The 19565-nt window shown below is 63.5% G+C and carries 20 protein-coding genes and 1 tRNA gene; 15 read left to right on the forward strand and 6 right to left on the reverse strand.

What is annotated here, in order from left to right; all coding sequences use genetic code 11:
* Positions 1–21: 21 nt before the first annotated feature.
* Positions 22–1713, reverse strand: a complete 1692-nt coding sequence (locus tag IVB05_RS00355) for an MFS transporter (RefSeq protein WP_247782482.1) — start codon at positions 1711–1713, stop codon at positions 22–24.
* A 149-nt stretch (positions 1714–1862) separates the two neighbouring features.
* Between IVB05_RS00355 and IVB05_RS00360 the strand changes: the two genes are divergently transcribed.
* The 3 genes from IVB05_RS00360 (at position 1863) to IVB05_RS00370 (ending at position 6368) form a co-directional block, all read left to right on the forward strand.
* Entirely contained in the window at positions 1863–3251 is a 1389-nt protein-coding gene (locus IVB05_RS00360) for a hydrolase (RefSeq protein WP_247782483.1), read from the forward strand.
* A 141-nt stretch (positions 3252–3392) separates the two neighbouring features.
* A complete protein-coding gene (locus IVB05_RS00365) occupies positions 3393–4778 on the forward strand; it encodes a cytochrome P450 (protein WP_247782485.1) in 1386 nt (461 codons plus the stop codon).
* 180 nt (positions 4779–4958) lie between these two features.
* Positions 4959–6368, forward strand: coding sequence for an adenylate/guanylate cyclase domain-containing protein (locus tag IVB05_RS00370; protein ID WP_247782491.1), 1410 nt, complete (start codon positions 4959–4961; stop codon positions 6366–6368).
* Between the two features lie 137 nt (positions 6369–6505).
* Here IVB05_RS00370 and IVB05_RS00375 read toward each other — a convergent pair whose 3' ends face one another.
* On the reverse strand, positions 6506–6982 hold the full coding sequence (locus IVB05_RS00375; protein ID WP_247782492.1) for a hypothetical protein: 477 nt from the start codon (positions 6980–6982) through the stop codon (positions 6506–6508).
* A gap of 360 nt (positions 6983–7342) precedes the next feature.
* Here IVB05_RS00375 and IVB05_RS00380 point away from each other — a divergent pair, with 360 nt between their 5' ends.
* The 5 genes from IVB05_RS00380 (at position 7343) to IVB05_RS00400 (ending at position 11270) form a co-directional block, all read left to right on the forward strand.
* Positions 7343–7849: a TerB family tellurite resistance protein gene (locus tag IVB05_RS00380; RefSeq protein ID WP_247782493.1), complete on the forward strand. Its 507-nt coding sequence runs from the start codon at positions 7343–7345 to the stop codon at positions 7847–7849.
* A gap of 228 nt (positions 7850–8077) precedes the next feature.
* Positions 8078–8857, forward strand: a complete 780-nt coding sequence (locus IVB05_RS00385; protein ID WP_247782494.1) for an SDR family oxidoreductase — start codon at positions 8078–8080, stop codon at positions 8855–8857.
* A 167-nt stretch (positions 8858–9024) separates the two neighbouring features.
* Positions 9025–9822, forward strand: coding sequence for a glutamine amidotransferase (locus IVB05_RS00390; protein WP_247782495.1), 798 nt, complete (start codon positions 9025–9027; stop codon positions 9820–9822).
* 106 nt (positions 9823–9928) lie between these two features.
* Positions 9929–10435 carry a nuclear transport factor 2 family protein gene (locus IVB05_RS00395; protein WP_247782498.1) on the forward strand — a complete coding sequence of 169 codons (507 nt, stop codon included), beginning with the start codon at positions 9929–9931 and terminating at the stop codon, positions 10433–10435.
* A gap of 22 nt (positions 10436–10457) precedes the next feature.
* Entirely contained in the window at positions 10458–11270 is an 813-nt protein-coding gene (locus IVB05_RS00400) for an enoyl-CoA hydratase (RefSeq protein ID WP_247782500.1), read from the forward strand.
* Between the two features lie 125 nt (positions 11271–11395).
* Here the strand turns inward: IVB05_RS00400 and IVB05_RS00405 are convergent.
* Positions 11396–11471, reverse strand: a tRNA-Ala gene (locus tag IVB05_RS00405).
* A 180-nt stretch (positions 11472–11651) separates the two neighbouring features.
* On the opposite strand from IVB05_RS00405, the gene IVB05_RS00410 reads away from it, so the two are divergent.
* Genes IVB05_RS00410 through folD form a run of 3 tightly spaced genes read left to right on the forward strand, consistent with a single transcriptional unit; the run spans position 11652 to position 13191 of the window.
* Complete coding sequence (locus IVB05_RS00410; RefSeq protein ID WP_247782502.1) at positions 11652–11942, forward strand: YggT family protein; 291 nt, start codon at positions 11652–11654, stop codon at positions 11940–11942.
* A 30-nt stretch (positions 11943–11972) separates the two neighbouring features.
* Complete coding sequence (locus tag IVB05_RS00415; protein ID WP_247782504.1) at positions 11973–12305, forward strand: DUF167 domain-containing protein; 333 nt, start codon at positions 11973–11975, stop codon at positions 12303–12305.
* 1 nt (position 12306) lies between these two features.
* Positions 12307–13191, forward strand: coding sequence for a bifunctional methylenetetrahydrofolate dehydrogenase/methenyltetrahydrofolate cyclohydrolase FolD (folD, locus tag IVB05_RS00420; protein WP_247782506.1), 885 nt, complete (start codon positions 12307–12309; stop codon positions 13189–13191).
* A gap of 45 nt (positions 13192–13236) precedes the next feature.
* Here folD and IVB05_RS00425 read toward each other — a convergent pair whose 3' ends face one another.
* From IVB05_RS00425 to IVB05_RS00435, 3 genes are all read right to left on the reverse strand, one after another.
* A complete protein-coding gene (locus IVB05_RS00425; protein WP_247782507.1) occupies positions 13237–14718 on the reverse strand; it encodes a M20 family peptidase in 1482 nt (493 codons plus the stop codon).
* 146 nt (positions 14719–14864) lie between these two features.
* Entirely contained in the window at positions 14865–15395 is a 531-nt protein-coding gene (gene ppa, locus IVB05_RS00430; protein WP_247782508.1) for an inorganic diphosphatase, read from the reverse strand.
* 192 nt (positions 15396–15587) lie between these two features.
* Positions 15588–16097: a GNAT family N-acetyltransferase gene (locus IVB05_RS00435; RefSeq protein WP_247522123.1), complete on the reverse strand. Its 510-nt coding sequence runs from the start codon at positions 16095–16097 to the stop codon at positions 15588–15590.
* Positions 16098–16385: 288 nt separating this feature from the next.
* On the opposite strand from IVB05_RS00435, the gene IVB05_RS00440 reads away from it, so the two are divergent.
* Genes IVB05_RS00440 through IVB05_RS00455 form a run of 4 tightly spaced genes read left to right on the forward strand, consistent with a single transcriptional unit; the run spans position 16386 to position 19508 of the window.
* A complete protein-coding gene (locus tag IVB05_RS00440) occupies positions 16386–17285 on the forward strand; it encodes an alpha/beta fold hydrolase (protein ID WP_247782509.1) in 900 nt (299 codons plus the stop codon).
* The gene (locus tag IVB05_RS00445; protein WP_247782510.1) at positions 17282–17749 is read left to right on the forward strand and encodes a DUF2269 domain-containing protein; all 468 of its coding nucleotides are present in this window, start codon (positions 17282–17284) and stop codon (positions 17747–17749) included. Before IVB05_RS00440 ends, IVB05_RS00445 begins: the two co-directional genes overlap by 4 nt.
* A gap of 6 nt (positions 17750–17755) precedes the next feature.
* Positions 17756–19075: an SDR family oxidoreductase gene (locus IVB05_RS00450; protein WP_247782511.1), complete on the forward strand. Its 1320-nt coding sequence runs from the start codon at positions 17756–17758 to the stop codon at positions 19073–19075.
* Positions 19076–19100: 25 nt separating this feature from the next.
* Complete coding sequence (locus IVB05_RS00455) at positions 19101–19508, forward strand: thiol-disulfide oxidoreductase DCC family protein (protein WP_247787415.1); 408 nt, start codon at positions 19101–19103, stop codon at positions 19506–19508.
* The last annotated feature ends 57 nt before the right edge of the window (positions 19509–19565 follow it).

The raw sequence follows: 19565 nt of genomic DNA on the forward strand, positions 1-19565 counted from the left end.
TCATGCTCTTAACGGATCAGGTCAGGTGCTGCTGCCCGCGGCCGTTGCGACCACCGGCAAGACCTCGTTGGCGGCGCGGTCGGGGGTATCTTCCTTCCAGCGGACCGAACCGAACGGCCGCTCCAGCATGCGGCGGACGCGGATCGGTTCGGGCCCGAGATGAAAGTCGATCGCGCGCTGGTGCAGGGCGCGCTCGGACTGGGTCGGGCGGCTACGCTGGCGCAGGTAGTCCAGCCAGGTCGGGCAGTGATAGCGCTCGGTCCATAATTCGGGGTCGGCGATGTCGCGCGCGATCGACCAGCCATAGGCGCCATTGCGCTGGCGGCTGAGCTGCACTTCCTGCATCACATTGTGGAAGGCGCGCGCGCTGTCCTGCGCGACGCGATACTCGATCTCGACCACCAGCGGCCCGCTGCGCCCGGTGAGCGACAGCCGCACTTCGGGATCGGCCAGCGCCTCGGCGGGCGGCTCATAGCGCGCGCCGACCGGCGGCATGCGCAACCAGATTCCGAGCAGCGGGGAAAGCAACATCAGTCCGGCCGAGACCAGCAGCGCCACCTCGACGCCGGCGATGTCGGTGAGGTGGCCCCAGCCCCAGCTTCCGATCGCAATACCGCCGGCAATTGCGGCCTGGAATGCCGCCAGCGAGCGGCCCGCGACCCAGCGCGGCGCCGAGAGCTGCACGCCGATGTTGAACAAGGCGACCGCCAGCATCCACACCGCTCCCGCGAGCACCAGGGCGATCGCCGTCAGGATGGCGCTGTTGCTCAGGGCGACCGCGGCGATCGCGCCGGCCAGCGATATCGTGCAGGCGCGCACCGCGGCCTCGCCGCTCATGCGCCGCCGCACTTCGGAGATATTCAGCGCGCCGAATACCGCGCCCATGCCGAAGGCCCCCAACATGATGCCGTAAGTTTGCGCGCCGCCATGCAGGAGGTCGCGGGCGACCAGCGGCATCAGCGCCGAGATCGAGCCGCCGATCACGCCGGTGACCAATGTCCTGATCAGGACGATGCGGATCGACGGCGAGTTGGCGATGTAGCGCACGCCCGAGACCATGGCGCGGTTGAGGCGTTCGCGCGGCAGGCGCGATGGTTCATGGGTGCGGTTCCACAGAAACAGCACCACCATCAGCGGCAGATAAAGCACGGCATTGACGGCGAACGCGGCGACGGCGCCTGCGGTCGCGACCACAATGCCGCCGACCGCCGGCCCGAAACTGCGCGCGATGTTGTAGCTGATGCCGTTGAGCGCGACCGCCGCCGGCAGCGTTTCCGCCGGCACCTGCTCGCTGACCGAGGCTTGCCAGGCCGGCCCGAACAGCGCCATGCCGCTGCCCACCACGAAGCACAGCGCCAGCAGGATATTCGGCGTGACGAGGCCGAGCCACGCCATGACGGTCAGCACGGTTGCGCCGACAAGCGCGATACCGAGCGAGACGAGGGCGACGATCCGCCGGTCGTGCATGTCGGCGATGGCGCCAGCCGGCATCGAAATCAGCATGATCGGCAGCATCAGCGCGGTCTGCACCAGCGCGACCTTGTCGGCGGAAGAAGTCATCTGCGTCATCGCCCAGGCAGCTCCAACGCCCTGGATCAATATCCCCAGATTGGACACGAGACTGGCGAGCCAGATGCGCCGGAACACGGCATGCCGCAGCGGCGCTGCGATACCGTCAGTCGCAAGACGCGAGCGTTTCGGCTGGTCGGTCATGATCGGTTCCGTTGGCTTTCTGTCACCGGCTTGATTCCATTCCAACTTAAAGTGATGCCTGCGAAAACCCTGACCTGTCCAGTCGTTACACCGCTTTCGGCGGTGCTACAGCACAGCTAAGGTACTGAAGAGCAACGGAAGGTTTCGAAATGCGGCTGTCACGGCGGTTGATCCTGAAGAGCGCCGGAGCCTTGCCCGTGCTGGCTGGCTCATTCGGTCTCATGCCCCTGGGTTTGCGGGCGTGGGCGCAGGCGGCGTCGGCGGCATCCGCGCCAGCGGCGGTTCCGCCGGTCCTGTTCGTGCACGGCAATGGCGACCATGCGGCACTCTGGATCACCACATTATGGCGCATGGAATCGAACGGCGTGCCACACGAGCGAATGCTGGCTGTCAGCTTTACCGATCCCCTGGCGCGCACCGATGACAGGGTGGAACAACCGAACCGTTCCTCGACCGAAGACCAGCGCCGCGAACTCGGCGAGGCCGTCAAGGAATTGCAGCGTCGCACCGGCGCGTCGCGCATCGCCCTCGTCGGTAATTCGCGCGGCGGCTATTCGATCCGCAATTACATCAGGAATGGCGGCGGCACCGACGTCAGCCACGCCGTGCTGTGCGGCGTCCCAAACCACGGCATCTATGATTGGGACGACGGTCCAGGCGGCGAGTTCAACGGCCGCGGCCCGTTCCTGCGCGGCTTGAACGAGGGCGAGAGCGAGGTGACGCCGGGCACGGCATTTCTCACCTTGCGCAGCGACGGCATCGATAAATTTGCGCAAGGCGATGGGCGCTTCGTCGGCAAGCCGGGCACGCCGACCGGCGTGACGTCGGAAGGCCCTGCGCTGAAGGGCGCGACCAATCTCGTGCTCGGTGCGCTCGATCATCGCGAGGTCGCGTTTCATCCGCGCGCGTTTCGCGAGATCTACAAATTCATTGCCGGCCAGGAGCCGTCACGCATCGAGATCGTACCGGAAGCGGAAGTCAGGCTGAGTGGACTTGTGACGGGCACGCCGGGAGGCGTCGTCACCAACCGCCCGGTCTCCGGCGCGACGGTTGAAATCTATCGCGTCTCTTCTGATACCGGCGAACGGATCGGCGGTCCGATTCATTCGTCGCAAACCGGCGCCGACGGCCGCTGGGGCCCGGCGCAGGTCGAGCCGAGCTGGTATCTCGAAATCGTGCTGGCATCGGCCGGCTCTCCCACGACGCATCTCTATCGATCGCCGTTTCCGCGCTCCTCCGACGTGGTGCATTTGCGCGCCGCGCGCCCGCTCGGGCCGGCCGATGCCGGCGCGGGCGCCGTGGTCCTGACGTCGCGTCCGCGGGGTTATTTTGGCTTGCCGCGGGACGTGGTGCTGATCGACGGCAAGGAGCCCAGGGACCTGAAACCTGGCGTGCCGACCGATTCGGTCACGACCTTGCGGCTTCCAGCGGAGGAGATTGGCCGCCCGGTGGCAGCCATGTTCAATACAGAGCGAATCGTGGCACGGGCTTGGCCGGCCTCGGAGAACCGCATTGCGATTGCCGAACTGACTTATTAGCTGTTTCCTGACTGGTACGCCTTTGTGGCGCCCGGATCGAAGACTGAGATACGATCGTAGCCCGCATGAGCGCAGCGATATGCGGGGCTTGGCAGGATCCCGGATATCGCTGCGCTCATCCGGGCTACGAAAGTGGCGCCCATGAGCATAGCCGAAGCCTACGACATGCCGGCCCCACGCGCGCCGCTGGTGCCGCCGAGCCCGCCGCGGGCGCCCGAAGACATGACGATGTTCGGGCGGTTGAAGGCGATCCGCATCAGCCCGATCGGCATGTGGGGCCAGCGGGCCTATGAGGAAGATATCGTCCAGGGCCGCTTTTTCGGGCGTGGCAGTTTCATTCTCAACGCGCCCGATGCGATCCGGCATGTGCTGGTCGACAATTTCGAAAACTATACGCGCACGCCGGTGAGCTTCCGGGTGTTACGTCCGATATTGGGCCAGGGCCTGCTGATTGCCGAAGGACGCGCGTGGAAACACCAGCGCCGAACGCTGGCGCCGGCCTTCACGCCGCGCGCGGTCTCGACGCTCGTTCCGCACATGCTGGCGGCGACCGACGAGACGGTTGCCAAGCTCAGGGCCGCCAGCAACGCGCCCGTCGACCTGCGTGAAGCCATGCAGCGAATGACACTGGAAATCGCCGGCCGCACGATGTTTTCGTTCGGGATGGATCGGCACGGCGCAGCCTTGCGCGATTTCGTCATGGAATATGGCGAGCGGCTGGCGCGGCCGCATTTCCTCGATTTATTGCTGCCGCTGAACTGGCCGAGTCCGCAGGATCTGTCCCGCGCGCGCTTCCGCAAACGCTGGACGGCGTTTGTCGGCATGCTGATGGCCGAACGCCGCGCCGCCGGCAAGAACGAGGGCGCGCCGGCGCACGATCTGTTCGACTTGATGGGTGATGCGCGCGATCCGGAAACCGGCGAGGCCTTCACCGATGCGCAGCTCGGCGATCAGATTGCGACCATGATCCTGGCCGGCCACGAGACCACGGCGACGGCGCTGTTCTGGGCGCTCTATTTGCTGGCGCTTGATCCTGCGGTCCAGCAGGACGTCGCCAACGAGGTGGAGGGTGCAACCGTCAACGGCACGCTCGATATCGAGCGGCTGAAATTCACCCGCGCGGTGATCGACGAGACCATGCGGCTCTATCCGCCGGCGTTCCTGATTGCGCGTGCAGCCAGCGGGCCGGATACGATCATGGGGCTTCCGGTCAAGAAGAAGGACGTCATCCTGATCGCGCCGTGGCTGTTGCACCGGCACGAAAAACTCTGGCGCGATCCGAACGCGTTCATCCCGTCCCGTTTCATGACCGGCACGCCGCCCGATCGCTTCGCCTACCTGCCGTTCGGCGTCGGCGCACGCGTCTGCATCGGCGCGCATTTCGCGCTGGTCGAAGCAACGCTGGCGCTGGCGAAGATGATCGGCGCGTTCCGCGTCACACTGGTCGACAAGGAGCCGGTGATGCCGATCGGCGTGGTGACGACGCAGCCTGACCGTTCGCCGATGTTTGCCATCACGCCCCGGTAGTGTTTTCGAGGCGAAAGCCTTCCCTAGGCCCGATCCGGATGGATTGCCGGGTCGCATAGCAATCAGGTTTTCGCAGATAAGTTTTCGCAGATTGCGTAGACTTATCTGCGGTAGAAACCACGTCAAACTACAGAGAGCACCTTGCGGAGCCGCTTCGCCAACGTCATCTAGGATGTGAGCATGAGCAATACCGAAGCCCAGTTCTCGGTTCTGCGGCAGACCGCCGATCCAGCGGTCGTGGATGCCATTTCGCAGTTGATCGCGAAGGGCGAGGATCGCGACCTCAACCGGATCAACTTGCTGGATTTTGCCGCGCGGTACGGGCTCGACGAGGAAAAGGTCATTTCGGCCTTCCTGCATTCAGCGCGGCTCGGGCTGTTCGACCTCAGCTGGAATGTCCTGTGCCCCGGCTGTGGTGGCGTGCTCGGTGCGCACAACACCCTGAAATCGCTTCGGCACGACGACTACAATTGCGCGCTATGCGCTCAGGGCTATGAGGCATCCGTCGACGACCGTGTGGAGGTTTCTTTCACCGTCAGTCCCCGCGTCAGGCGTATAGCGGCGCATGATCCCAATACATTGCCGATCTGGGAATATAACCGCCAGATGTTCTGGAGTTCGGGGATGGACCTGAGCGAAGAATCGATCACGCGGCTGATCGACGAGGTCTCGCTCGAGGCGATCGAACTGCCGGCGGGCGAAAAGGCGGTGCTGTCGCTGCAACTGCCTAATCAGTTCGTGATCGTGTTCGAACCGGTGACGCATTCGGCGCATTTTCTGGACATCCAGGGCGAGCCGACCCGCGAGCGCCAGCAGTTCTCCATCGTCTTCAACAAGCTGCACGCGCCGACCGGCACGACCGTGATGCGTCCCGGGCCGCTGCGGCTATCGCTCGAAAACCAGACCGACCACCGGGTGCTTCCCGCGGTCTGGATCGCCAACGATACGCTCCACGAGCTGCTCGGCAAGCGCAAGCCGATCCTGACCGCCAAGCGGATGCTGTCCAACCAGACTTTTCGCGACGTCTTCAAGGCGGATAACCTCAATGTCGATCAGCGCCTCAAGATCACCTCGCTGACCTTCCTGTTCACGGACCTGAAGGGCTCCACGGCGCTCTATGAGCGGGTCGGCGATCTCGCCGCGTTCGATCTGGTGCGCGCGCATTTCCATGCGCTGCTCGAAATCATCGCGTCCGAGAAGGGCGCGGTGGTGAAGACGATCGGCGACGCCGTGATGGCGACCTTCATCAGGCCGGAGCACGCGATCGTTGCGGGGTTACGGATGCGCGCGGCGATGGCTCAGCTCAATATCGAGCGTGGCAGGGAGGATCTGATCGTCAAGATCGGCATTCACGAAGGTCCATGCCTGGCCGTGATGCTCAACGAGCGGCAGGATTATTTCGGCCAGACCGTCAATATCGCATCGCGCGTGCAGAGCCTGTCGACCTCGCAAGAGATCCACATCACCGGACCTGTGATCGAATCGCCGGCGGTCGCCACGATCCTTCAGAACGAGGCGATCAGGCCGATCCAGAAGGAAGCCGCGCTGCGCGGCATCGCCGACAAGATCGTGGTGTACGAGATCCCTTGAACGCCTAACTTAAAAGCGCGCCAGTAAATCGGACTCGTCATGCCCGGGCAAAAGCGCGAAGACGCGCTTCGCGCTTTTGCCCGGCCATGACGGAGAGTGACTGACGCTGGCCGCTATGCTGGTCAAGCGTTGACGCGCTACTCGATCACGATCTCGCCGGTCATGCCGAGTTCGGCGTGGGTCTTGCCATCGCTGGTCTTGATGTCGCAACGCAGGTCGCTGGCGCGGCCGGCCGCGACCGGCACCAGCCACCATTCGGCGGATTGTCCCGGATAGACCTCGATCTCGCGGATCGCGCCCTTGAATTCGGCGAGCGTCACGGCCTTGCCATTTTGCTGCTGCGTCACCTGCACCTTGCGCGTGAACACCATCTGCGAGAACGCATGCGAGGTGAAGTAATGCGGATCGTTGCTCGTGTTGCGCAGGATCAGCTTGTAGAGCTTGCCGGTTTCAAACTTGAGTTGCTTCGGCGCGAATTCATGTTTGCCAGGTGAGCCGAGATCGACCGTTATCTCGATCGGCGTCTGCCGCGACATATCGCCCGCCGCAAGCGCGGCTCCCGAGGCAATTCCAAGCACAACGGCGGCGCCCAGCGCGAAGCGGAAGGTGGTCATGCGCGTTTCCTCAAAAATCACTCGTTGGAACAACGAGTTTCGTTTCTAATGCAAATGCGAATGATTTGCAATTGAATTGGCGCCCTTCCTTCCTGCGGCGAATCGCGCGCATCAGGTTTTGGCGTAATGCCCTGTCTTTCGAAGCACGCGAGGACGGTGCTCTTGAACCTCGGCCAGCGCTTTGACTCACCACTAAGCGACGGCTCTGCGACCGCCCGCATTGCTTTCGATGCAGATGTTTTGGTCACTTCAAAGGTGACGCCGATTTAATCTGCTCGCGCAGCCAGGCGTTGATTGCGGAGGCCAGATTTTCAACCCATATTCGACCGACAGGCCTTACACGACTTTGCAGGTAGATTGATGCTCGACGGACTGCGCCAATTCATTGCCGATATCGTTGCGCCCAGTGCGGATCCGGATCTCGCGTTCGACGATACCGGGTATCTCCTGGCGGCGACCGCGCTACTGGTTCACGTCGTCTCACTCGATGGCGAGCCGAGCGCGATCGAGCAGCGCAAATTGCACAGTTTGATCGAAAGCCGCTTCAAGCTCGATCCCGGTACGGCGGATCATTTGATCGCGCAGGCGACGCGGGCCGAAGGCGAGGCGGTCGATCTCTATCATTTCACCAGCGTCATCATGCGTTCGGTGAACGAGGAGGGCCGGCTCCGCATCATCGAGATGATGTGGGAACTGGTATACGCGGACGGCCAGGTCAGCGAGTTCGAGGATAACGTCGTCTGGCGTGCGGCTGATCTGCTCGGTATTTCATCGCGCGACCGGATCGATCTCAAGCACAAGGTGGCGGAGCAGCGGCAGTCGGCCTCTTCTGTGGCCACGCCGAAAGCCGAAGACGCGTCGATATGACAATGAGCGGCGCAGCCACGCGTCATTGCAGATGACGAAACTTTAATGTGCGCCGCGATCGGCTGCGATAACGCGCGATAAGCCTGAAAATATAGAGACTTCAGCGCGCGGAGCACGCGGGTCTGCATGGCGCCATGTTTAGGGGATGGCTTGCGCCACACCACGCGCCTATGCTCTCGTTCCCGTGCTGGCGGCATAACCTTGAATTGATTTTAAGAGCATTCAATCGTGACCGAGCGTGTGACGCTGATTACCGGTGCATCGGCGGGCATAGGCACCGAGCTGGCGCGCGTTTTTGCTTCGCACGGTCATCGCGTGGCGCTGGTGGCGCGGCGCGCAGATCGCCTGGAAGCGCTGGCGGCTGAAATCACGGCTGCGGGCGGCGCGGCTCCGATCGTCATTCCCTGCGACCTCGCACAATCCGACTCCGGCGACCAGATAGCCGACGCTCTGGCGGCCTCCGGCGTGGAGGTCGAGTACGTCGTCAACAATGCAGGCTTCGGCCTGTTCGGCAGAGCGGTCCAGCGTGACAGAGCAGTCCAGCTCGAGATGATCGCGGTCAACATCCGCGCACTCACGGAGCTGTCGTTGCGGTTTTCCGATCACCTGATTCGCAATCGTGGCGGGCTTCTGAATGTCGGCTCGATCGCCGGCTTTCTGCCTGGCCCGGGAATGGCGGTTTATTACGCCACCAAAGCCTACGTGCTGTCGTTCACGGAGGCGATGAGGGCCGAGCTGGCGCCGCATGGCGTGCGCGTGACGGTGCTCTGTCCCGGTCCGGTGCCGTCGGAATTCCAGGCGCGCGCAGGCTTCAGGCCTGGTTTCGATTCGGCCGTTCTCAAGGTTTTGCCCGCCGCCGTCGCGCAGCAGGCCTATCGCGGATTGATGGCGAACAAGCGGGCAGTGATGCCCGGCCTCGGCATCAAGATTGTGCCGTTTCTGCTCCGGTTCTTCCCGCGCGGGTTCATCCTGGGCGCGGTCGGCCGCCTTCAGCTCCGCCAGCGCTGAGAAAACCACGTATTTTTGCGGACGAAAGCACGTGCGTGCCGGGAAGGCGCGACGGAGACCGCATCTGGCCCGCGACTTGCTTTTAGATTTTCGCGAGTGTGCGTGAACTCACGCCAAATTAATACTCACTTAGGTATGGTTTGGGTTGAGGTGCCAGAGCAACGTCGATGTCGTTCCGGTCGAACAAAAATGACGAAAATATTCTGCCTTTTCCGGGCCGGAGGGCGGTTGCATCCGCCGCTGCCGCCTCGCCGCCGGTTCTGATCGTTCTTCATCAGGAGACGTCGACGCCAGGTCGGGTCGGCAATGCGCTGCGGGCGCTCGGCTATCCCCTCGACATCCGCCGTCCTCGGTTCGGCGACCCGCTGCCGGACACGCTGGAGCGGCATGCCGGCGCGGTTATCTTCGGCGGCCCGATGAGCGCCAACGACAGCGACGATTATGTCCGCCGCGAAATCGACTGGATCGAAATCCCCCTGCGTGAGCAGCGGCCGTTTCTCGGCATCTGCCTGGGCGCGCAGATGCTTGCCAAACAATTGGGCGCGCAGGTCGCGCCGCATCACGAAGGGCGGGTCGAGGTCGGCTACTATCCGATCCGTCCGACGGCGGACGGACGTGCGCTGTGCCCGGACTGGCCGGAGCGTGTCTATCACTGGCACGGCGAGGGATTTCAACTGCCTCGCGGCGCGAAACTGCTGGCTGAAGGCGACGACTTTCCGGTGCAGGCGTATCAGCACGGTCATGCGTTCGGCTTTCAGTTTCATCCTGATGTGACCTACGCCATGATGCATCGCTGGACCACGCGCGGGTGCGTGCGCATGGATTCGCCGGGCGCGCAGCCGCGTCACCTTCACTTCGAAGGCCGCGCGGTGCACGACGTGATCGAACGGGCGTGGTTGAAGAATTTCATTGCGGGCTGGATCGCGTGCGCGCCGCGCGCGATCATGCTGGACGCCGCAGAATAGCCGTCACGCGGAATTTGCCCGCATGTCGAACGTCTTTCAAAATCTTGGGATGTGATAGAGTCGCTGCCTGAAGCCTGCGGATACCAGCAGGCAAATGGGAGGCGATATGACCGGCGACGAGTTTGCATCGCTCCTCGGTGATTTCACGCTGTCGGCGGAGTCAGGCGATGGCGCGCGCTTCGCCAACCATTTCACCGAAGACGCCGTCTATCATGACTACATCTACGGCCCGCATCAGAGCCGCGCCGACATCGCGCTTATGATGCAGGGCCTGTTTCACCGTGACGCCACCGATTATCGCTGGGAAATGTTCGATCCCGTATTCGACGGGCGTCAGGGCTATGCGTGGTCGCTGTCGAGTTTTACGTCGACCATTCCGCAATTCAAGGGCCGGCGCGTGGTGATCGACGGCATGAGCCGCTTTCTCGTGCGCGACGGGCTGATCGCGGAATATCGCGAGTCCGTCAATGGCGGGGTTGCGATGGCGCAGCTCGGCGTCGAGCCGGCGCGGATGGAGAAAGTGTTCCGGCGCTGGACCGGATGGCTCAAGGAGCGGCCGGAAACGTTGGATTATCTGGCGCGGCCCAAGGGCTCGCGCGCGAATCGTCAATGACAGAAACGACAGGGAGGTTGCGGTGACCTATCAGCATATTCTCTACGAGGTGAGCGACAAGATCGCGACCATCACGCTCAACCGGCCCGACCGCATGAATGCGTGGACCGCGACCATGGAGCGTGACGTGCGCCACGCGATGGAGGCGGCGGCCGGCGACGATGACGTCCGCGTCATCGTGCTCACCGGCGCCGGTCGCGCCTTCTGCGCCGGCGCGGATATGGAGGCGTTGCAGAGCATCGATCCCAGCGAGATCAGGCGCGGCGAGAATACCCCGTCGTTCGACATGAACCGGCGGGCGGACTGGCAGACGCGCTACGCCTATTATCCGGCGATTCCAAAGCCCGTGATCGGCATGCTGAACGGCGCCACCGCCGGCATCGGCCTCGTCCACGCGCTCTATTGCGACCTGCGGTTTGCCGCCAACAATACCGTCTTCACCACCTCGTTCGCGCGCCGCGGGCTGATTGCCGAGCACGGCATCAGCTGGATGCTGCCGCGCATCGTCGGCCACGCCAACGCGCTCGATTTGCTGATGTCCGCGCGGCGGGTGTCGAGCGAGGAGGCGCTGCGGATCGGGCTGGTCAACCGCCTCTATCCGCCGGACCTGTTGCGCGAGCAGACCTATGCCTATGCGCGCGACCTTGCTGAATTCGTCTCGCCCAGCGCGATTTCGGTGATCAAGCGCCAGCTCTACGACGTGCCGTTCCAGACGCTGGCGGAAGCCACCATCGACGCCAACCGCGAAATGCAGATCGCGCTGAAGGGGAGCGATTTCCGGGAGGGTGTGGCGAGTTTTGTGGAGAAGAGGGCGCCGAAGTTTACGGGGAAGTAGGGGGAGCCTGCTCTGTTCTGTGTTGGAGGCTTGCCTAGGCCCGCCGTCGCCCTTCGGGCTATGGCGAGGCAGCCTTCGCTACGATGGAGGCTTGCCTAGCCGAAGCAGGCGCAGCCTGCGAAGGCTGGTGGAGCCAGGCGGGATCGAACCGCCGACCTCGTCATTGCGAACGACGCGCTCTCCCAGCTGAGCTATGGCCCCGTCGCGACCGCCTCGAAGTGACCCGAAGCAACCGACAATCGGCGCCATTTACAGTCCGGCCCAAGGCCAAGTCAAGAACGGTGAAAGCACCGATTTTGGCGTCATTTGCCGGGAACTTCCCTTGTTTGCGGGGGGATGAACCGATATCTAGCTGATACCCCACCTGCGAGCCCCCTCCACATGCGCGCTGTCCTCGATATCCTCATCATCGTCCTTGACCTCTACGTCTGGCTTTTGATCGCTTCGGCCATCCTGTCCTGGCTGATCGCCTTCAACGTCGTGAACACGCGCAACCAGTTCGTCGCGGCGGTGGCGGAGTTCCTGTACCGGATCACCGAGCCGGCGCTGGCGCCGATCCGGCGGTTCATGCCCAATCTGGGCGGGCTCGATATCTCGCCGATCATCCTGATCCTGGTCATCATGTTCGTCCAGCGGGTGATCGCCTACTACGTCTATCCCAACGTCGTCTGATCGCGGGCGTCGGTAGCTGATGGATGCCTGATGGATCCTTGGCGCTATTCCACCAAGGGCATCAGTATCGCGCTGCGGGTGACACCGCGCGGTGGCCGGGATGATATCGATGGGATTGAGACGCTCGCCAATGGCCGATCGGTCGTAAAGGTTCGTGTCCGCGCCATCGCCGAAGGCGGCGAGGCCAACCGCGCGGTGACCGAATTGCTGGCGAAGGCGCTTGGTGTTCCGAAGGCGAAAGTGAAGATCCTGTCAGGCGTCACGTCGCGGCTGAAACAGGTCGCAGTCGACGGCGATCCCAAAATTCTCGGCGAAGCGCTGCGAAAGGCGACCGCCGCCAAGGCCGAAAAGACGAAGGATTGAGATGACGGCACGAATTATCGATGGAAAGGTCATCGCAGCCGAGCTTCGCGCCTGCGTCGCGGAAGAGGTCGCCAGGGTCAAGCGCGAGCATCAGCTCACGCCGGGCCTTGCCGTGGTGCTGGTCGGCAACGACTCCGCCAGCGAGGTCTATGTCCGCAGCAAGCACACGCAGACGCAGGCGGCCGGCATGGCCTCGTTCGAGCATAAACTGCCCGCCGATGTGGCGCAGGCCGATCTGCTGGCGCTGATCGCAAAGCTCAACGGCGATCCGGCCGTGCACGGCATTCTCGTGCAATTGCCGCTGCCGAAGTCGATCCACACCGAAACGGTCATCAACGCCATCGATCCCGCCAAGGATGTCGACGGCTTGCATCCCAGCAATGCCGGCCGGCTGGCCGGCGGCTTTGCCGCGCTGTCGCCATGCACGCCGCTCGGCTGCATCATCCTGACCAGGAGTGTGCATGCCTCGCTGGAAGGCATGAATGCGATCGTCATCGGCCGCTCCAATCTGGTCGGCCGTCCCCTGGTGCAATTGCTGCTCAACGAAAATGCCACGGTGACGATCGCGCATTCGCGCTCAAGGGATCTGCCGCAACTCTGCGCCCGCGCCGATCTGGTCTATGCCGCCGTCGGCAAGCCAGAGATGGTGCGCGCGGACTGGATCAAGCCGGGCGCCACCGTGATCGACGTCGGCATCAACCGCCTGCCTCTGGCCGACGGCAAGACGCGGCTGGTCGGCGACGTCGCGTTCAAGGAGGTGGCCGAGGTCGCCGGTGCGATCACGCCGGTGCCCGGCGGCGTCGGGCAAATGACGGTGGCGTGCCTGCTGGTGAACACGCTGCGCGCGGCGTGTGGGATTCACGGACTGCCGAAGCCTGCGGTGTGACTCTCCCTCTCCCCGTTCTTCACGGGGCGAGGGAGCGCTAACACCTCACCCCGCTGCGTTCTCGATCAGCCGCCGATAAAACCGGATCATGTCGGCATAGCCTTCGACGGGAAGCCGTTCGTTGGTGCCGTGAAAACGCTTCAAATCTTCCGAATTGGCGCGCACCGGCGAGAAGCGGAAAATCGTGTCGGTGATGCCAGTGTAGTGGCGCGAGTCGGTGGCGGCCACCATCAGGCCGGGCGCGACGATCACATCCGGATAGATTTCCCGGATGGTCCGGCTGAGCATCTGGAACGACGGACTTGATGTCGCCGTTACCGGCGGCGGATCGGTATTGCCGGGAAACGGCTTGATGGAAATACGCTCATTGGCGATCGTGCTGCGCACGTGATCGGTGATGCTCGCCTGGGTATCGCCTGGGATCAGGCGGAAGTTGACGGTCGCCTCGGCCTTGCCGGGCAGCACATTGTCCTTGTCGCCGGCGTTGAAGATCGTCAGCGCCGTGGTGGTGCGCACCATTGCTTCCGTCGGCCCGCTCTTTTCGAGCTCGCGCAGCAACAGCGGCTTGAACAGCCAGAGGTTCGACAGCACCACGCGGTTGAAGCCGGACATCTCGGGCGCCAGCGTGCCGAACATTTCCGCGACCGTAGAGCGGATCTGCATCGGCAGGCGGCGATCTTCCAGCCGCGCCAGCGCCGCACTCATCATGCCGATCGCGGTGTCGCGCGGCGGCATCGACGAATGACCGGGCGTCGCCTGCGCGTTCAGCACCAGCGTGGCATAGCCCTTTTCGGCGACGCCGATCAGCGCGGCCGGCTTGTCGAGGCCCTTCATGATGCCTTCGGTGATCAACAGGCCCTCGTCGATCACGAAGTCGAGGCGGATGCCGCGCGAGGCGAGCAGCGCCGCGATCGATTTGGCGCCGGCGGTGCCCGCGGTCTCTTCGTCATGGCCGAACGCGAAATAGATCGTGCGTTTGGGGCGGAAGTCGGCCTTGGCCATCGCCTCGGCGGCCTCCAGCATGGAATAGAGGTTGCCCTTGTCATCCCAGGAGCCGCGGCCCCAGATGAATCCGTCAGCTATCACGCCGTCAAAGGGCGGCTGTTGCCAGTCCTTCTCGGTGCCCGGCGCCACCGGCACGACATCCTGATGCGCGAGGAATGCGATCGGCTGCGTCCTCGGGTCGGAGCCTGCCCATGTGTAGAGCAGGCTGTAGCGACCGACGATTTCGCGTTTCGCCGCGGCATGAAATGCCGGGAAGCTCTTTTCGATATGCGCGCGCATGCCGCGGAGTGCTTCGGCGTGCTGGTCGGGCTTTTCGTAACTCGAAATGGTCCGGAAGCGGATCGCCTCTGACAGGCGTCTGGCCGCCGCCTGTGCGTCGACCTCGGCGCGCGGCACGGCGGTTACCTGGAGCTGCCGCGAACCGTGGGTGAGGGTGTTGAACGCCAATACGCCGGCGAGGATGACGATAACAGCGATCACGAGCAGCAGGATGTTGCGGATGATCCTGATCAGGCGGCGCATGGTGTTGTTTCCCCCGTCATTGCGAGCGAAGCGAAGCAATCCATAAATCGCGCCGCACGCGCAAGCTTCTGGATTGCTTCGTCGCTAACGCTCCTTGCGCAAACGCATCGCGTTTGCCGCAGGCAATGACGGTATCCGCGCAGCGCCTACTTCTTCTTCGCCCGCTCGATGCCTTCCAGGATCAGCCGGTGGGCGTCCTCGGCGCCGCACCAGCGCAGCACCTTCACCCATTTTCCGGGTTCGAGATCCTTGTAGTGCTCGAAGAAGTGCTGGATCTGCTGCAGCGTGATATCGGGGAGGTCGCTGTAAGTTTTGACCTTGTCGTAGCGCTGGGTCAGCTTCGAAGACGGCACCGCGATGATCTTCTCGTCGCCGCCGGCCTCGTCTTCCATCAGCAACACGCCGACGGGGCGCACGCTCATCACGGCGCCCGGCACGATCGCGCGGGTATTGGCGACCAGCACGTCGCAGGGGTCGCCGTCGCCGGACAGCGTATGCGGGATGAAGCCGTAATTGCCGGGGTAGCGCATCGCCGTGTAGAGGAAGCGATCGACCACCAGCGTGCCGGCTTCCTTGTCCATTTCATATTTGATCGGCTCGCCGCCAACGGGCACCTCGATGATGACGTTGACCTCGTGTGGCGGATTTACTCCGATCGGAATGGCGTCAATGCGCATAAAGGGCTCCGCGTGGCGTTGAGGGAGGCGCCCGGACCGGGCGCGTGTTAGCGCCGGTTTAGCCTCGCAGTGCAGCAGGGGGAAGCCTCAAATACAGCCTGATCGGGAAAAGTCGGCACGCCTTTCGTCGCGACAAACGCAAGCGCTTGCGCGGAGACCATGCTCAAATCCAAAGAAAAAAATAGAACAGGCTCAGTTGGTCCAGGCGAAAGCGACTTTATCGAGCGACTTCGGCCCGAACTTCTCCGAGGAGCGCGCCACCATCCGGCCGCCCAGCGCACGGTAGAATTCCGTCGCCGTGTCGTTGTCGGACAGTGCCCAGATCACCATGCTCTTCAGCCCGCTCTGCATCAGATCGCGCCGGGCGGCGGTGAAGAGGCGGCGGCCGAAGCCGAGGCCCTGGAATTCCGGCCGCAGATAGAGCTCGTAAATCTCGCCCTCGAAATGCAGGCTGCGGGCGCGGTTGCGGCCGTAATTGGCGTAACCCGCGACCTTGTCGCCGAACACCAGCACGCTGACGCGGCTGCCTTTGCGGATCGCGCTGTCCCACCATTGCGGGCCGCGACGGTTGATGAGTTTTTCGAGCTCGGCGCCGGGAATGATGCCCTGATAGGCGGACCGCCAGGCTTCATCATGGGTAGACGCCACCGCGGCTGCGTCTGCAGCCTTGGCCGGTCGGACCTCGATCAGGGTTGTGCTCATGACCTGATCAAAGCAAGTCGGCGGGCCGGCTTCAAGGTCCATCGTTAATTATCGGTTAACCTGTGGATTTTCTGCATCAGTTTTATGCCCCTCTGTACCGAAAGAGGACAGCGGCCCTGTCTTAACGGTATTTGCCGATGCCAAGGCGGCGAAATGGTTGTCAGAATCACCTGCGGAAAGTCTCCGCGAATTCCGTTCACGGAAAAATGCGCTGGATTTGATTCGCCGGCGGTATTCTGTTGGGTGACTTCGCAAATGCGCCCTCCTTCGGCTGTGTCAGGCCCGTTCATGCGCTCGCCAAACGTGCTTTTTGCGCTGGTTCTCGTGGCGGCGCTCGGTATCAAGGCCGCGGCGGCGCAGCCTGCCCTTGGCGCCCAAGGTGCGGAAGGCGAGCCGCACCGGCTGCAGCAATGGCTGGTACCTTCTCCCGATCCTGTTACCGCGGCGCATGCGGTGCTGTTTCGGCCGGCCGGCGAGGGCCCGTTTCCGCTAGCCGTGATCGCGCACGCCTCCACCCAGAACGTGCTGCGACGGGCGCAAATGCCGCAGCCCGAATACCGCGCGCTCGCCGCCTGGCTGGTGGCGCGCGGTTTTGCCGTGTTGATTCCCGAGCGTCCGGGCCATGGCGCGACCGGTGGAAAGTACCTCGAGGATCAGGGCGGCTGCGATGAGGCTGATTACGCCAAGGCGGGACGCGCCACGGCGGATGCGATTGCCGCTGCAGTCGGGCTTGTACGGAAGCAATCCTTCATCCGGCCGGACGGTATCGTGGTGATCGGCCATTCGGCCGGCGCCTGGGGTGCGCTGGCGCTGGCCGGTGAAGATCCGACGAAAATTGCCGCCGTCGTCGCGTTCGCGCCGGGGCGCGGCGGGCATGCCAATGATTTTCCCAATCGGGTCTGCGCGCCGCATACGCTGATGGCCGCGGCGGGCGAATTCGGCAAGGCCGCGCGCGTGAATGTGACCTGGCTGGTGGCCGCCAATGACAGCTACTTTTCGCCCGCATTCTCGCGTCAACTGGTCGACGCGTTTCGTAGCCCCGGCGGCAAGGCTGATTTTCACGTGCTGCCGGCCCATGGCGGCGAGGGGCACTGGCTGGTGGAAACCGAGGGCGGGGTAAAACTCGCCGGACGCGAACTCGATCGCGCCTTGAAGGTGCAATCGGCAAATTCGGCGAAGAAGCGATGACGCTGTATTTCCTCGTTAAATATCTGCATGTGGTGGGCGCGATCGTCATTCTCGGCACCGGCGCCGGCATCGCGTTCTTCATGCTGATGGCCCATCGCAGCCGGGACGCGGCCTTCATCGCGCGCACGGCTGAAGCCGTCGTGATCGCCGACATGCTGTTCACGCTGACGGCGGTGCTGCTGCAGCCGGTGAGTGGCGGCGTGCTGATGTGGCTGTCCTCTACCGCGTGGAGCGAGCGCTGGCTGATGGCTTCGCTCGGGCTCTATGCGGTCGCGGGGCTGTTCTGGGTGCCGGTGATCTTCATGCAGATCGAAATGCGCGATCTCGCGCGCAAGGCGGCTGAGCAGAACCAGAAGTTGCCGCCGCGCTATTTCGCACTTTTCCACCGCTGGTTTCTGTTTGGGATTCCCGGTTTTGGCTCTGTCATGGCTATTCTCTGGCTGATGATCGCCAAACCGCTTTAGGCAGGCATGAACGCCAGTAACCGAAAAATCCTCGTGCTCGGCGCCTCCGGCCTGATCGGCCGCTTCGTGACCGACGATCTGCGCGCACGGGGATTTTCCGTAGTGGGCGTTGCCCGAAGATTATCCGCCTCGCAGAAGAGCGGTCCGCTCGATCTCGAACTGCCTGTCATGTCGATGGAAGCAGCCCAACTGGCGCGGCTGCTGCGCGATCAGCGCATCGATGTCGTCGTCAATTGCCTCGGCGTGCTGCAGGACGGCCCAGGCAGCGACACCGCCGCTGTGCATCGCGATTTCGTCGCGCGGTTGTTGCAGGCGATCCGCGACAGCGACGGCGCGATCCGGCTGGTGCATATCTCGATTCCAGGCACGAGCGAGACCGACCGGACTGCCTTCAGCACCACCAAACGCGAGGCCGAGCGGCTGATCGCGGAATCCGGCGTCGCGTTCACAATCCTGCGGCCGGGCTTCGTGGTGGCGCTTGCGGCCTATGGCGGCAGCGCCATGGTGCGCTCGCTCGCGGCGTTTCCGCTCGATCTCCCGGCCGCCGAGCGGGCTGCACCGTTCCAGCCAGTCGCGATGGAGGACATTGCCGCGACCATCGCCTGGCTTGCCGCGCGCGACCCCGGCGAGGCGAACGCCGTGACATGGGACCTGATGCAGGAGCAGCCGGTCACGCTTGGTGACGTGATCGATCAGTTCCGCGAGGTGTTCGGTACCGGCAGATGGTGGCGCATCGTCATGCCGGCGTTCCTGCTTGATCTCGGCGCAAGATTCGGCGATCTCGCGAACCAGTTCGGCTGGATGCCGCCGATGCGAACCACCGCGATCGCGGAGCTGCGCCGCGGCGTCCGCGGCGATCCCGCGGACTGGATGGCCGCCACCGGCATCGTGCCGAAGCGCATCGAACAGACGGCCGGAAAACGCCCGGCGACCATTCAAGACAAATGGTTTGCCCGGCTGTTCCCGATCAAGGCCCTTGTCATCGCAAGCCTCGTGCTGTTCTGGGTCGTCTCGGGCTTCATTGCGCTGGTGATTTCCTATGACGCTGCGGCTGGGATCCTGAGCAGTCACGGCTTTCCGCCGTCGCTTGTTGGTCCCATCACCGTCGGCACCAGCCTGATGGATATGAGCATCGGCGTGCTGATCGCGTTCCGCCGCACCGCGGCAGTTGGTCTGGTCGCGGGTATCGTCGCGTCGCTGGGCTATATGATTGGCGCGGCGATCCTGACGCCGGACCTCTGGATCGAGCCGCTCGGCGCGCTGGTGAAGACCTGCCCCGCCATCGTGCTGATGCTCGTGGCGCTACTGACCTTGGACAACCGATGACCCCAAAACCATGACCCCAAAACCCGTGACCCAATGGCCCGACGATGACGTGATCCTCTACGACGGCGTCTGCGTCTTCTGCTCGCGCTGGGTCCGCTTCGTCGCAACGCGCGACGTCGAGCGAAGATTCCGTTTCACCGCGATCCAGTCGCCCTACGGCACGCGGCTGGCGCAGGCTTTTGGTATCGATCCCAGCGATCCCGACACCAACGCCGTTGTGCATGGCGGGGTGGCGTATTTTAAATCGGATGCTGCGCTAACAGTGTTGAGCTCACTGCCCGGCTGGCGATGGATACGCGCGTTGTTCGTCGTCCCGAAGCCGGTGCGCAACGCCGTCTACAGCCTCGTCGCACGCAACCGGTATCGGATTTTCGGGAAGTATGACGAATGCTTTGTGCCGGACGCGGAGATGCGGGCAAGGGTGATGGAGTGAAGGTGGTTTGAGGTGTTGTTGGCTATCCAAGATAGGAAAGCTGCTCTAAATTGAAGC

This window comes from Bradyrhizobium sp. 170 (genome assembly GCF_023101085.1).
Taxonomy (GTDB): domain Bacteria; phylum Pseudomonadota; class Alphaproteobacteria; order Rhizobiales; family Xanthobacteraceae; genus Bradyrhizobium.